This is a genomic window from Pedobacter sp. BMA, assembly GCF_001027745.1.
Classification (GTDB): domain Bacteria; phylum Bacteroidota; class Bacteroidia; order Sphingobacteriales; family Sphingobacteriaceae; genus Pedobacter.
The window spans coordinates 431,887-447,542 of sequence record NZ_LECU01000005.1 but is presented as its reverse complement, the minus strand read 5'-3'; the positions used below and the strand labels follow the sequence as shown (position 1 = coordinate 447,542).

Annotated in this window: 10 protein-coding genes; 5 read left to right on the top strand and 5 right to left on the bottom strand. The window is 43.2% G+C overall.

Annotation, left to right across the window (positions count from 1 at the left end):
• Positions 1-49: 49 nt before the first annotated feature.
• From AB669_RS11435 to AB669_RS11415, 5 genes are all read right to left on the bottom strand, one after another.
• Entirely contained in the window at positions 50-655 is a 606-nt protein-coding gene (locus AB669_RS11435) for a GDSL-type esterase/lipase family protein (protein ID WP_047799431.1), read from the bottom strand.
• A gap of 139 nt (positions 656-794) precedes the next feature.
• Complete coding sequence (locus AB669_RS11430) at positions 795-2,072, bottom strand: metallophosphoesterase family protein (RefSeq protein WP_047799430.1); 1,278 nt, start codon at positions 2,070-2,072, stop codon at positions 795-797.
• A 7-nt stretch (positions 2,073-2,079) separates the two neighbouring features.
• A complete protein-coding gene (locus AB669_RS11425; protein WP_197082396.1) occupies positions 2,080-5,139 on the bottom strand; it encodes a TonB-dependent receptor in 3,060 nt (1,019 codons plus the stop codon).
• A 113-nt stretch (positions 5,140-5,252) separates the two neighbouring features.
• Positions 5,253-6,245, bottom strand: coding sequence for a FecR family protein (locus tag AB669_RS11420; RefSeq protein ID WP_047799428.1), 993 nt, complete (start codon positions 6,243-6,245; stop codon positions 5,253-5,255).
• A gap of 76 nt (positions 6,246-6,321) precedes the next feature.
• On the bottom strand, positions 6,322-6,867 hold the full coding sequence (locus AB669_RS11415; RefSeq protein WP_047799427.1) for a sigma-70 family RNA polymerase sigma factor: 546 nt from the start codon (positions 6,865-6,867) through the stop codon (positions 6,322-6,324).
• A gap of 335 nt (positions 6,868-7,202) precedes the next feature.
• On the opposite strand from AB669_RS11415, the gene AB669_RS11410 reads away from it, so the two are divergent.
• From AB669_RS11410 to AB669_RS11390, 5 genes are all read left to right on the top strand, one after another.
• Positions 7,203-7,811, top strand: a complete 609-nt coding sequence (locus tag AB669_RS11410; RefSeq protein ID WP_047799426.1) for an RNA polymerase sigma-70 factor — start codon at positions 7,203-7,205, stop codon at positions 7,809-7,811.
• A gap of 68 nt (positions 7,812-7,879) precedes the next feature.
• Positions 7,880-8,815, top strand: coding sequence for a FecR family protein (locus tag AB669_RS11405; RefSeq protein WP_047799425.1), 936 nt, complete (start codon positions 7,880-7,882; stop codon positions 8,813-8,815).
• Between the two features lie 61 nt (positions 8,816-8,876).
• On the top strand, positions 8,877-12,224 hold the full coding sequence (locus AB669_RS11400; RefSeq protein ID WP_231582663.1) for a TonB-dependent receptor: 3,348 nt from the start codon (positions 8,877-8,879) through the stop codon (positions 12,222-12,224).
• Positions 12,225-12,238: 14 nt separating this feature from the next.
• Entirely contained in the window at positions 12,239-13,762 is a 1,524-nt protein-coding gene (locus AB669_RS11395; protein ID WP_047799424.1) for a RagB/SusD family nutrient uptake outer membrane protein, read from the top strand.
• Positions 13,756-15,609, top strand: coding sequence for an alkaline phosphatase (locus AB669_RS11390; RefSeq protein WP_047799423.1), 1,854 nt, complete (start codon positions 13,756-13,758; stop codon positions 15,607-15,609). The genes AB669_RS11395 and AB669_RS11390 overlap by 7 nt, the downstream gene beginning before the upstream one ends.
• Positions 15,610-15,656 lie beyond the last annotated feature (47 nt).

Here is a 15,656-nt window from a genome sequence, read left to right as displayed (position 1 = left end):
TTGCCTGTCGCTTTTGAGGGAAAATTAGTGACAACTTATTACCTGATTGTTAATAAATTGGTAATGAATTATTTAGTTTCTGCGTGATGATTTCTTTCCAGAGCTGATAACCGGATGCTGTAAGGTGGAGTCCGTCACCCTGAAACAAGGATGGTTCGGGATTTCCGGATTTGTTAAGCATTTTACTGAATACGTCGATAAAGTTCCAGTTGTTTTGCAGTTTGATAATTTCACTCTCAATCAGGTTATTGGCATAACGGAACTGATCGGCCTGGTGCCAGCGGCTCAGACTGGGTTTCAGTGAAACAAAAAAGCAGGGGATGTTTCCGAATTTTGATGTGGTCGCCGCCATCAGCTGTTGGAAGAAGATAAACACCTCTTCGGGATGACGGCCATCGCCCAGATCATTATCACCGGCATAAAATACAAATGCCTGCGGATTGAACTCCGTGAATATGCGATCGAAAAACCACACGCAGGCCGCGAGGGTAGAACCTCCGAAACCAAAGTTAGTAACCCTGCGATCGGGAAAATCAGATTTCAGGCTGTCCCACATGCGGATGGAAGAACTGCCATAAAATATAATACCCGGATCGGCCTTATTTCCACGTTGCCTGTTTTCAAGTTGCCTGACCTCTTCTTCGTACCAATACATATCCTGCTAATATAAAAATTAGCAGAGGCTAAACGGAAATTTATATGTTAAGTTTATGTTGCTGTAGTAAAAAAAAAGGGGCACCCTAAACATTGGTCATCCAACCAACCGTTTCAGATGCCCCGGGAGCGTAATTAATTTATTTCTTTTTTCTTAAATCGGTAAATTCTGCCGCCTGGTTTTTTGATTTCTTTTTGAGTTTAAACTCATCGAAAACTTCTCCTGATGCTTTGTAAGCCGTATACTTCAGGTCTTCACCATCAACAGAAATGATCTGGAATAATTGTGTATCCTCAGCAAAAACATCCATCCATTTGGGGTTTACATCAACCTTGTACATTTTTGGTCCGGCAACTGAAACCACATACATCGGTCCGCCTACCTTTCCCGAAGTGCCAAAAGGCAGATTTTGTCCGCGGCTATAGGTATGGTCGTGTCCCTGCAACAGCAGGTCTACATGATATTTATCGAACAAGGGCTTAAAGAGCTCCCTGAATTCTTTGTTGTCACGCCCTTTTGCCGTTGAATAAATGGGATGGTGATAGGTGATCATGGTCCATTTTTGCGGATTGTTCTTCAATACCTCTTCCAGCCATTTTGCCTGTATTTTCATGGAGTTGGAATCCAGTACAATCATTTGAGAGTTGAGGGAAATGATGCGTACATTGGAATAATCAGTATAATAAACCGATTCTTTCAAGCCTTCCGGACCATTTTGCGGCAGGGTGTATTGGGCCTGCCAGTGCGGATCAAGGGTAAGTGCTTTTTGTTCGTCGCGAAAATATTCATGATTGCCTGATGAAGGAATACTGGGGATCATCCCGTTGATGAACCCGCCTCCAAAATGCCATTCGCCCCATTCGTTGTCATTGTTAGAACGGTTGATTAAATCTCCGGCATGTACAATGAAGCGGGCATCGCCGTGGGTAGCAAATGCTTTTCTGATTACCCTCGACCATTTGGATCTGATGTCATTCTGCGCATCACCGAGATAGATGAATGAAAAAGGCTGAACCTTTGCCGGTCCAGTTTTAAACTGGAACCATTCGCTCCAGTTTTGTCCGTCGCCCACACGGTAGGTGTATACCTGATCGGGCTGTAACTGATCGAAGGTTACACTGTGGTAATTTGCGGCTTCGTATTCTTTGCCTTTCAGCACGGTACCGTTTGCCGTATATTCTTTTGATGCGGGTTTTTCGAGCTTTGGCGAACTGTTTTCGGCCAGGATTTGTGCAAAGCTGGTTTTAACAGTTGAATCGGTTCTCCAGGTTACCGACTGTGTGGTTGCCGGATCGCCAGACCAGGTTAAGATAATCCGGTCGGGTATTGCTGTAGCTTTGAACGACTGTGCTGCACTTCGCTGATAAGTACTGCATAGGATAGCCAGAAGGCTTATTTTTAAGATAATTCTTTTCATTTGTAGTTTAATAAAACGGGGTATATTTAAAGCCTATGTTCGCCCATGATGAGTAATATTTATGGTCATTTGGCCTTCCGTCGCCATAATCAAGTATAATCTGGGCATTGTTGATGTTGCTGATACCAATAAAGATTGAAAAGTGTTTGTTGATTTTTTGCGATGCAGAGAAATCTAACTGAACTCTTCCTTTTTCCATTAAATCGTTGGCTTCTGTTTCGGCAAGCTCGGAGATAAATGTATCATAGAAATTAAGTGACAAACGACCTGAGAAACCATATTTCTCGTAAGACAGGGAAGCGTTTCCAACCTTCGGGCGCATAGACGGCAACCTTACGGTACGTTCACTCACCACACCCGGCACCTTAAACTTTGACTGGATCTGGGTGAAGTTTCCATAAACCCCAAATCCGTTTAAAAAACCGGGAAGGAAGGTAAGTTGTTGTTGCCATGCAATCTCATAACCATATACATGGGCGTTGGCTCCATTTACCGTTTGGGTAACCTGATAACCATTGAAACTACCTCCCACTTGCGTATAAATGCTCTCATAGATATAGTTTTCAATGTTTTTATAGAACACTCCACCAGAGATCAGACCCAATGATTTTAAATAGTGCTCAAAAAGGAAGTCGACGTTGGTTGAAGTCGCCTGGTCGAGATCAGGGTTACCGATTTTCATTCGTTTACGGCGTGGTTCCACTTCCTGCCATGGCACTAAATCATAATAGCCCGGGCGTGATAGCGATCTTGTTACGGCTGCACGAAGGTTGGTGCGCTGACTGAGCGCATATTTTAAATTTAAACTTGGGAAAAAGCCGGCAAATGATGATGCCGTATTCACTTTGTTTGTGCTTACGTAATTTCCGGTATTATCAAAATTTACAATGTTACCATTGTAGTTAAACCCGGTGCGTTCATACCTTATACCAGTAATGATATCCAGTTTATCGAGCGTAAGTTTTCCCATACCGTAGCCGGCTGCCAGGTTTTCACTTCCGCTGTATGAATCCGGATCGGTATTCTGGCGGATGTAAGTCACATTTTCAACGAAAAGCGATTTGTTATTCTGGTAATATTGCTCCATCAGATAACCGTCTGAAATTGCTCCCGACAGGTTATAGTTTCCGTCGAAATACTGCTCACGTTCGTAGTTACCCAGGAAATTGGAGAGGGATAAGGTTCCGCTTTTTAAGGTGTACTGGTAATAGCTGCGGGTGTGATCATCTTCTTTATATTTATAGCGTCCGCCGAACTTAATGTTTAGCTTGTTTTTCGGACTTAAATCGAAGGTACGTTCAATATTTGCAGAGGCCTGTCCGTCTTTGTCGTGCGCAATCTGATGGCGGTTGGTATAGTAATTTGTGGTATACTTTGATGCGTCGTTTGGATTTACGTTTCCAAAATCGAATTGTGGCGCCCTTGGATTGGAAACGTCTAATGCTGCTGATAAACCGGAGTAGTTAAAATAACCATCAAAATAAAGTGGCTGATCGTATAGCCCTTCCGAATAGGTAAAATCCACATTGGCTTTCCAGTTATTGAAATCTGTTTTATAGCCCAGGGAGAAGGTGGTTAAATCGCGGTTGTAATTTCTGGGTGTACCGCTGGAGCCAATGCTTACACCTGTAACGTGGTTAAGGTCACTATAATCGCCTATGCTGTAGCTTTTTGTTCCCCTAGTTTGCAACTCGTAGAACTTATTATAGGATGCGCGTAAATAAATCTGGCTTTTTTCTGTAGGAAAGAAATCCAGTTCTGCCTGTAAACCCAGGTTTTCCCGTCGCAGGTCAGTTCCTTCCAGTTCCAGGTTAGAGAGCAATACTTTTTCTTCACCGTTAATTTCATAGGTATCATAATCTTTCTGCACGCGGTCTTCGCCCCTGAAACTTTTGCTGTAATTGATTCCAGCCAGGTAAGCCCATTTATTATGGCGTTTGCCATAAGTTAATGAACCATCTATGTTTTGCTTATCCACAAGGAAGTTATGCCCGAATGATCCTTTAAGCTGAAGTTGCTCCTGACCTTGTTTAGGTGTTTTCGAAATGATATTTACAGATCCTGATGTTCCGTCTGCATCCATATCAGGTGTTAAGGTTTTGTTTACCTCTATAGCTTCTACAGTGGAGGATAAAATACCATTCAGGTCAATTTCTCTTGAACTGGTTGAGGTTGATGGCAATCTGTTTCCGTTCAGGGTTACCGAACCCATCGACTGATCGAGTCCTCTGATGATGATGTTTCTGGGTAAACCATAACTGTAATCCATGGCTATCCCCGGAACCCGCTGCATGGCTTCACCTACCGTGGCATCAGGAAAACGCTCAATCTGCTCTTCTGAGAGTACATATTTAATGTTATCGGCATTGCGCATATTGCTGAGCGCAACAGCCTCACCACGTCTGATCCCATTGATTGTAATCCCCTTCATTTCATTGCTTAAACCAGATATTTTAATTTCAACTGAAGTGGTTTTATTCTCTTCAATGCTGATGCTGTATTCGGTTGTATTGTATCCGATATAGGTAACAACAAGGGTAGCCTTTCCGGCAGTAACGTTGTCAATAATGAAGTAGCCATTCACATCGGTTGTAAATTTCCGGTTGGCGCCTTTTAAAATTACATTGGCATATGGCAGGGTTTTGTCATTCTCCTTATCCTTGATGTAGCCTACAATGCTACCCGGTTTGGCAATTTTCGCTGCCACAGGTTTGTTTTTAAGGATCAGCATGCCGCTTTCTTCGATCATCATCAAATGGCTTTGCTGTAGCAATGTGGCCAAAATAAGTCGCGCCGATTGCTGATGATTATTGACTGAAACTTTCTGACTGGTATTTTCCGTATTGGTATAGATGAAATTAACGCCTGTTTTCCGCTCTATTTGTTTAAGCACATCTTTAAGAGGCATGTTCCTGGCATTCAGGCTGATTTTGGTATCCAGACCGGTTTGCCCACTGGCTTCCGTTGCCTGTAGGAGATTAATAAAGAGGATAGATGTGATGATGTAAATCAGGCTTATTCGCATAATTATTTTCACAGGGCGGCTAGCCCCATTAAAATTTTTCATAAATTTGGGTGTGTTTAAATGTTCGTATTTATTCATATTTCTGATTGATCCTGGTTTGGTAGTTGGTGATCAATCTTTTTAAGGCCGTTTCCGTTTGCCGCGGGACCGGCTTTTTAGTTTTCGTTACATGTGTTTCCTCCTTTAAGGTAAATAGTTTGATTGGTTTGTTTTATCTGAATGTTCATCACGGTATGAATCGTTTTTAGGATAGACTGAAGGTCTTGATTTTCGAAACGAGCGGTAAGCTTACAGTTTGAAACTTCAAGTGCCTTCAGGTTAAATGCTACATTGAATCTTCTGGATAATGAAGCGAATACCTCTTTAACAGGTGTTTGTTCAAAGGTTAACGTACCGTTTGTCCACTCATCAGCACGCTCCCTGATTGGCGTTACAGCCTGAAAGTCCTGAGAAAGGGTATCGAAAGTCAGGCGCTGGTTCCTGGTTAGCAATACAGGTTCGGTTGCCTCAACAGCATTTTTTAATACACCTACTTTACCAGATTTCACACTTACTTTGATTTCCTTCTCGTTATGATATGCCCGGATGTTAAAGCTGGTGCCGTAAACAACCGTTTTAATTTTTCCGGATTCAACTACAAAGGGATGTTTTTCCTGATGTTGAACATCAAAAAAAGCTTCTCCCGAGAGTTTGATCAACCTGTTTTTCTGCTGGTTAAATTCCCTGCTATAGCTGATCTGGCTTCCTGCATTTAGCACCACTACGGAGCTATCGGGCAGGGTGAAAGAAATGATTTTACCTTTAGGGGCAACTACGCTAACCCAGGCCGGGGATTCTCCAGTTGTTTTTTTATTGATGGAGTAGATTCCGAATACCAGTAATGCGGCAACACACGCGGCCGCAATTCCATATCCCCATAATGCTTTCACTTTTCTCAGGGGCTTTACCTGCTTATTTTCCTGCACAGGAACAGAAAATGTTTCCTGAGGTTGGAGCTTACCGGTCATTTCCCAGAGTATCGCTACTTCTTCGTATTTTTTTTGATGTTCGGCGCCTTCGGCTAGCCAGGCATCCAGCTCTCGTTTAGAATGGTGGCTTTCCTGGCCGGTGAGCCGTTTAATGATGTGATGCCAGATTTCGTCTTTCATTTGTAGATGGGTCTTCAGGGTTAAAGACAGATCTCGTTCAGGAAAATACGGGCTGGTCAGGTTAAGTTTCGGTTAACTAACCATTAAAAAAATGTTGGCAGTTTTCGTGGATAAATTTCATGCTTTTAGCCAGATGATCTTCAACAGTACGCGTTGAAATTTGAAGCAGCTCGGAAATTTCGGCATAGTTGAAACCTTCAATGCGATGCATTTTAAACACCAGCCGGCGCTTTTCGGGGAGTTTCTGAATCAGGTTTTGGAGGAAGAGCTGTTGCGGATGATCTTCTGTCGCAAACCCGGGAGGCTGAAGCTGATCAGAAAGCAGTGTCAATTCTTCGGTATCCAGGTAACTGACTGTTTTTTTATGCTGTCCGCCGAGATGGTTGAAAGAAGCATTTTTTACAGCGCGGAAAAGATAGGCTTTTGGATTCAATATCTCCTGGTCGGTATTCCATAGTTTAATAAAAATATCATTAACTATACTGGAAGATGCTTCGTTATCATTGAGGTAGTAGTTGGCATAATTTTTCAATATAGAGGCCCACCTTTTATAGAGCAACTCAATTTGCCGGGACAGATCTTCCTGACTTTTTTGGGGTTCGGTTTTTATTAGCGTTTCCACCTTGTGATATTCTTTTCAAAGAATGAAAGAAAATGTTAATCAGATGTTAACTGCAGGTTATGCTATCGAAATTCTTGTTTGAAAACGCATTTTGCAGGGTGTGAAAGGCATTTTGACCCAATAAACAACCATTGAAGTTAAGAATATTAGTTTTAATATTTTCTTAATACAGGCTTTATATAACGCCATTACTTTTGTGGCATAAAATATTTGGTTAGTATTTTAAAAGTTTAGGTTAGTTGATAAGAAAAGGTCACAATGGATGTTGTGACCTTTTTATATTTAGTGTCAGTTCCGGTTCTGTTCATTTCCATTTTAAGCTTCACGATTAGTTAATGATAACTGAATATAGGCAAACTAATTTTGCCGGCAGTAAGCTAATCATGTTGAACGAAACACTCATATCTTCACTTCGTAATCACGATCATAAAGCAATGGATCAGTTATTCAACCTCTACTGGGAGTTTGTATTTGATGCTGCCTTTAAGAAAACGGGTGATGAGGAGGTTGCACAGGATATCACTCAGGAGATTTTCATCTCCCTCTGGGAAAACAGGTCTTCCCTCGATATTGCTGGTAGTTTGCAGGGATATTTATACGGGGCAGTAAAATACAGGGTCATCAATTATTTCAGGTCTCAGGCGATTAGAAACAGGCATCAGGCAGAGCTAAGCTACCTGTTAAATCAGCAGCAAATGCCCGATACTGATGCCAGACTTATTTTAAAAGACTTAAATCACGATGTTGAGCAGGCATTGGCCCGTTTACCCGAACGGATGCGCCTGGTGGTTTCCATGAGCAGAAAGCAGGATCGTTCTATAAAAGAAATTGCGCTCGAACTTGGCGTTTCCGCGCAAACGGTAAAAAACCAGATCACCGCTGCCATGAAAATCTTGCGCGAAAATCTTTCTTATATCCTGTTTATAGCCTTCCTGCTTTCTTAACCGAAACTTAACTTATCGATAACAAGTTTGGTTAGTACCATTCTGCATTTGAACTGACATCTATTCAAATGACACCAGACGAAGCAGCCCTATTGTTGCAAAAATATTTAGCCGGAAATACCAGTGAAGAAGAAACCGCTCTTGTAGAGGAGTGGTACGGAATGCTTTCTTCAAACCAGAACATTTCCCAAGAACGTAAATTAATAGTTGCTGAAAATATGCGTGCGCATATCAGGGATGCTATTCAGGTTCACGGGAGACGAAATCCTGCATTATTGTACAATATCTGGTTCAGGCTGGCTGCTATGTTGCTGGTTTTGGTATCTGTAGGATTAATCTTCCTGAACCTTCACCATTCAGCCTCATCTGAACTGACCGTTACCACGAAAGCCAACGAACGTAAAGAAGTTACCCTTCCTGACGGCTCGAAAGTAACCATGGAGGCTCTGTCTGAAATCAGCTATCCCGTTCATTTTTCTTCAGCAACAAGGGTGATGAAGCTGATGAAGGGTGATGCATTTTTTGCTATTCAGCATGATGAAAAAAGGCCATTTCGGGTTCAGCTGCAATCGAAAATGGAGATCAGGGTATTGGGAACCTCCTTCAGAATCAGGGATGTAAAACAAGACGATTTATTAAAGATCACGGTGGCCACGGGCAAGGTGGAGATTCGTAAAGATGCACTTGCGATAGATACCTTAATTAAAGGGGAAGAAATGGCTTTTAATAAAAAACTTGGCCAGGCATCAGTTTATCCCTCAAACGCACCGAACATTGTAGAACTATCTTTCAACGGCAGCTCGCTCCAGGAAGTCATCCGGAAGCTGGAATACGTGTATAGCATCAGCATCCAGGTGAGTGATCCGAAGTTACTAAAGTTAAAATGTACTGCTCACTTCAACAGTTCGCAAACTGCAGATGAGATCCTGGAAATTCTCTGTAGCCTGCATCACCTCAAACTGAATACATCCAACAATCATAAAACATTTAAAATTCATAAATAAATGAACAGACAACCATAGTAGTATGCTAACAAATTTATTCATCCAAACAATAATCAAACAAATGAAAACAACCTCAGTCAAGAGGACAGAATCTCTCGATCACATCATGAAATACTCATGCATAACCTTTAGCATTCTCTGCATCTTCTGCAGCTCACTTTTTGCATCTGCCGGCATGGCGCAGCGGTTGGAGAAAAGCAAAATCAATATTCAAATCAACAGGGGTCGCCGGTTGATCGAAATCATCCGTCAGATCGAATCTGCATCCGGTTTGAGCTTTGTGTATAATCCGGATTTACTTCAGGAGAAAAATACTGCTGTAAGCGGTGAATTTAGAATGGAGCCGGTAAGGTCTTTACTGGATAAACTCGGATTAAGTGTAACAGAACGTGGCGAATATGTGATTCTAAACAATGTCACCTTTAACAAACCCGATCGTATTGTAAGTGGAACAGTAAAAGATTCTACAGGCCTGGCGCTCCCGGGCGTAACTGTAAAGGTTTTGGGCACGCAGGCCGGAACCATTACGGATGCCAACGGGGCTTACCGCATAGAAGTTGGTGCCGGAACGGTACTTTCTTTCTCCATGATTGGTTATACCACCAAAGAAGTAACGGTAGGAGATAACCAGAGCATTAATGTAACGCTGAGCGAGGAACGTTCGCGTTTAGCCGACCTTGTTGTGGTTGGTTACGGTACACAAAAGAAAGAAACCCTTACAGGAGCGGTAAGCATCGCTTCGCTGGATAAACTCTCTTCGCGATCGTTGAACAGTGTTGCCGAGGTTTTGGCTGGTAAAGCACCCGGGGTAATTGTAACCAATGAAGGGGGCGATCCAACATCAGCCCCACGGATCAATATCAGAGGTGGTGGTGGCATCAATGGCGAAAGTGTATTGTATGTTATCGACGGATCCATCTTTCTGGGTACACCGCAACTTAATCCGAATGATATTGAGTCTATCTCGGTATTGAAAGATGGAGCGAGTGCAATATACGGTGCCAGGGCATCGGGCGGGGTAATTTTGATTACAACTAAAAAAGGCAAAAAAGGCAAAATGCAGATCAGCTTTGATGCAAAAGTTGGTCAACAGAGTGCCTGGCGCAAGCTGGAACCTCTAAATGCCACACAACGTGCGCAGGTGGCGGCAACGGCTGCTAAAAATGGCGGAACAGCTATACTTCCGGCATTTGATCCTGCTAAATATCCTGATGGACAGGTAACCAGAACCAACTGGATGGACGAAGTTTTCAGGGACGCATTGCTACAGGATTATAGTGCTGCCATCAATGGCGGAAATGGGAAGTCGAACTTTTACATGAGCTTCAACTACCGCGATGCGGAAGGCATTGTGCTGAATACCCAGACCAAACGCTATAACTTCCGGATCAATTCGGAGCACGAACTTGCCTCATGGCTGAAAGTGGGTGAAAACCTTTCTTACAGCAGTACAAACGGCAACGGGGCAAATACAAGCAGCGATTATACAGGAGCACTGCTATCAGCAATTTATTATCCTACCAATGGTACCCCTTACAATGCCGATGGTAGCTTTGCCGGATTGCCAGGCGGACAGTATGCCGGTGACTATGGCGATATTGTGAATCCTGTTGCTGAATTACAGCGTATGGATATCAATAACCCGGTAAATGTATTGATGGTAAACCCTTATGCAACCTTTCAGCTGGCAAAAGGATTAAGCTTCAGGTCGAACCTGAGTATCACCAAAACCTTTTCCCAGTATAAAAGCTTTACACCAAAACGCCCGGAAGTGGGTAAGCCTGTGCTCAGCAACAGCCTTTCAGAAAGTTCAGGCCAGTCTAACGATTTCTTAACCGAACAGGTATTAAATTATAAAACTGATCTTGCTGCACATCATCTTGATTTCACGGCGGGATATTCGTTCCAGAAAATAAAAAGCAGCAGCTTATCGGCAAGCGGATCAGGATTTGATGATGAATCGGCACAATACAGGTACCTGGTGAATGCAACTGTCATTCAGCCATCTTACAGTGCTTTTGAGGCCACATCTTTACTTTCCTTATTTGCCAGAGCCAATTATAATTACAAGGAAAAATACCTGATATCCTTGATTGGACGCCGGGATGGTTCATCATTGTTGCCAAAAGAAAACAGGTTTAGGAACTACGGATCGATATCCGCAGGCTGGGCCGTAAACAAAGAAAATTTCCTGCAATCTGCTACCTGGTTATCTGAATTAAAACTAAGGGCCAGTTACGGCTTGCTGGGTAATCTGGCTGGATTGTCACCATCGGCGGTAAATCCCCTATTAAGCAGTACACAAGCTTATTTCGGACAAACGCCAACTTTGCAAAATGGTTACATCCAGACTATTCTGGCCAATAAAAACCAGGAGTGGGCACAGAGTAAACAAACCAATATCGGTATCGACGTGACGGTTTTCAACAGGTTAAGTCTGGTAGCAGATTATTTCGTGAAGGATATTGACAAGATGATTTTAACGCGGACGCTTCCGGGAACTGCAGGTTTGAATACGCAAACCATCAATGCAGGTTTATCGAGAGACAAAGGCTTTGAGCTCGGTTTAACCTACAACAGTGATAAAAACGCTGCGTTCAATTACTCTGTTAATGCTACTCTAACTAAAGTGAACAACAAGCTGGTTGAACTGACATCGGGTTTAGAAACTATCGCGCTTTCCACTACCTTCAGAAACGAACTGACCCCGTTAATGCATAAAGTTGGCCAGCCGTTGTATAGCTACTACGTATTGAAAACAGACGGTATATTTCAGAGCCAGGCTGAAGCAGATAATTACAAGGGTTCAAACGGACAAAAGATTCAGCCTAATGCTAAGGCGGGTGACTTCAAGTTCGTGGATATGAACGGTGACGGATCTATTGATGGAAAAGACCGTTATTTTGCGGGAAGTGCTTACCCTGATTTTTCTTACGGATTAAGCTTTAACGCAAACTATAAAAACTTCGATTTCAACATTATGGCCCAGGGTGTACAGGGCAATAAATTGTTCAATGCGGTGAAAAGGACAACTTATAGTGCAAGTGGTCCATCTTACAACAAACTGGTGGGTATTTTAGATGCCTGGAGCCCGGAGAATCCAAACGGTAAAGTGCCAATTATTTCTACCAGCGATGCCAATGGAAACTTCAATGCCTCAGATTTTTACATTGAGGACGGCTCTTATTTGCGTATCCGCAACGTAACGCTCGGTTACAGCTTACCCAAATCATTAACCAGTAAAATCAGAACCGGTGCGGTGAGGATATACGCTACGGCGAACAACCTGTTTACCATTACCGATTATTCGGGCTTCGATCCGGAGATTGGTCTTTCGAACAACGGGCTTGATGTGGGTAAATATCCGCAGGCCAGAAGTTTCATGCTTGGTTTAAGTGTTAACCTTTAATCGATTCAAAACATATGAAAACATCTTTAAAATATATAGCAGTACTGGCAGTAACTGTATTTGCGGCTTGTACAAAACAACTTGATATTGCACCTGAAGGAGCACCATCGGCACAGAATTTCTGGAAAACCAAAGAAGACGCGATCAAGGCAGAAGCGGGTATGTATGAAAATTACAATGCTGAAGATTTCTACGGGCGTGGCATGTTCTGGTTTATCAATGCGAGTGACGATATGGTTACCGGCCGGAACAAACCTGAGGGCGATAACATTAAGAATTTTAACCGCAGCTACATAGGTGGCGGATATACCGAAACGCAATGGAGTATGCGTTATGCCATTATTAAACGGGCAAATGATATCATCACCAATGTTCCTGCTATTAATATGGACGAAGCTTTAAAGAAGCAGATTATTGGCGATGCTTATTTCAATGCGGGGCTGGTTTATTTTCAGCTTGCAGCGAATTATGGCAATGATAAGGCCGGGGTACCAATTGTTACTCCTGAAGCTGACCCGGCTATACCGGTTGGGCGTGCTAAAAATGTGAACGAAAACTATGATTATATCATTTCCTTATTGCTTAAGGCAGCCGATAATCTTCCTTTGTTCACTACCATGAAAGCAACCGATTATGGTAAGGCACACAAAACTGCAGCATGGGCCTATCTTTCTAAAGTTTATCTTTACAAGAAAGACTATGCAAACGCAGCAAAATATGCAGACATGGTGATTACCTCTGGTCAGCATGATTTAATTACCACAGGTTTTTCCGATGTTTTCAAGGCCTCAAATAACTGGTCTAAAGAATATATCTGGTCGGTTGTATGTACACCTAACGGTGGTGGCACCGGTTGGGGAAGTAAATTGCCGGGTGTTATGCTAACGAATAAAGCCTGGGGCATTTATAATGGCTGGGGTTATTATTTGCCAACCAAAGAGCTTTATGATTCCTATGAGGCAGGCGACCAGCGTCGTGAAGCCACCATTTTAAAACCGGGCGATAAATTTATGTTTTTCGGTGCGGAGCGTAGTTTTACCAAAGATGCCGGAGCCACATCAAACTATCAGTTTAAAAAATATATGGAGCCTTTTACCTATGCAAATCCGATTCCGACACACGTTAATCCTAACGGAGACAATGGCACTACCGATTTAAATGTACCGTTGATGCGCTATGCGGAAGTACTTTTGATCAAGGCGGAGGCCGCTATCAATGTAAGTGGTGCAGGTGCGGGAGATGCTGAGTTAAATAAAATCAGGCTGAGAGCAGGTTTGCAAGCTAAAACAGGAATGACGCTGGCGGATTTAAAACGCGAACGTAGAAATGAGCTGGCAGGTGAGTGGGCCGATCGCCACCGTGATTTAGTGAGATGGGGTGACGCACAAGCGGTTTATGCACAACCATTACACGATTTCGATGGTGCAGTGATCTGGCCTGCAAGGGCTTTCAATCCCCAGGTACATGATGTTTGGGCAGTTCCGCAAAGGGAAATAGATAACAGTTCGGGCTTGATTAAACAAAACGCAGGATGGTAAGGACGAAAAAACTTATTTGTCTGTTATTATTCGGTTTTGGCGTACATTCAGTTTCTGCGCAGCAGAAACTGAATGTGATAAACGGACATAGCCACAACGATTACAAGCAGCAGATCCCGCTGCTGGGCGCTTACTATGCAGGGATGGGATCTATAGAAGCAGATGTTTTTTATCGTAAAGGTGAATTGTATGTGGCGCACGACAGTACTGAAATCAGGCCAGGGAAAACGCTCAGAAAACTTTATATAGACCCCCTGGTGGCTTTCTTTAAAGAAAACGGCCGGCATCCTTATCCGGATGCCAGTTTGAAATTACAACTGGTGGTGGATATCAAAGAAGATTATGAGCATGTGATCCCCACGTTACTGGCGGATTTGAAAGGTAAGGAGTCTGTGTTCGATACTGCATTAAACCCTTCTGCCATCAGGATCGTACTGAGTGGAAATGTACCACCGGCAGAAAAGTTCAAAGATTATCCACAGCTGATTAGTTTCGACGGCAGACCGGCAATAAACTATACTGCCGAACAGCTTAAACGCGTGGCGATGATCAGCGATGATATCACACATTATTCGGTATGGAATGGAAAGGGTACACCAACCCCCGGCGACCTGCAAAAAATGAAATCAGTGGTTTCCAAAGTACATGCTTTGGGTAAACCCTTTCGTTTCTGGGGTACAAAAGATAATCCCAATAGCTGGAAAGAGCTGGAGCATATGGGCGTAGACTGGATTGGCACAGATCATCCCGCGTTGCTGAAAGATTTTTATCAGAATAGAACGAAGCTGGAGTACACCAATCCTAAAGGACATATTCCCTATCAGCCCACCTATAAAAGTGATGGAATTGATAAAAAGGTGAAGAACGTGATTTTGCTGATTGGCGATGGAATGGGGCTGGCGCAAATACAGGCTGGGCTGAGTGCTAACTTTGGGCAGTTGAATATGATTCAGATGAAGCGCATTGGTTTTTCACGTACCGAAGCTTCGAACTCTGACTTTACAGATTCTGCTGCTGGCGCTACAGCAATGGCCACCGGCAGTAAAACCAATAACCGCTACATTAGTATGGATCCGGCAGGGAAACCGCTTCAGGCCATTCCAGATCTGCTGGCTCCGCTGGGTGTGAAAAGCGGGATTATCAGCAGCGGCGACATTACCGATGCTACACCGGCGGCATTTTATGCCCATCAAACTGAGCGGTCGATGACCAGGGAAATTGCCGCAGATTTTGTAAACGGCCATGTAGACGTATTGGTAGGCTCTAAACGCAGCAGCTTTTCTGATCAACCCAATCAGCAACTGATGGCAAAGCTGATGGAAAAAGGCTATGTGTACCAGAAGGACCTGAGAAGTTTCGTAGCATCTGATGCTGGTAAGCAGGTGGTGCTATTGGATGATTCGGTGACCAGAAGGGTACTGGATGGCAGGGGAGAGATGCTAAAAACTTCGTTCCTGAAAAGCATTGAGATACTTTCTAAGAACAAGAATGGATTTTTTATTATGGCAGAAGGCGCACAAATTGACCATGGCGGACATGCAAACGATCTTCCCTTTGCCGTGACCGAGCAACATGATTTCGACCGTTTAGTGGGCGAAGCCTTAAAGTTTGCAGATGAAAACGGCGAAACATTGATCATTGTAACTGCCGATCATGAAACCGGAGGCTTGTCGCTTTTGGATGCTTCATACAAAAAAGGAACAGTACGCGGGAATTTCAGTACAGATGACCATACCAATATCATGGTTCCTGTATTTGCTTACGGACCAGGTTCGGATGCCTTTATCGGCGTTTACCCAAATACACAGATTTTCAAAAAAATAATCAGTGCATATGGACTGAAATAATTATTTGTTTCCCGCAGATCAGACAAGTTTTTGAATCTGCGGGAACA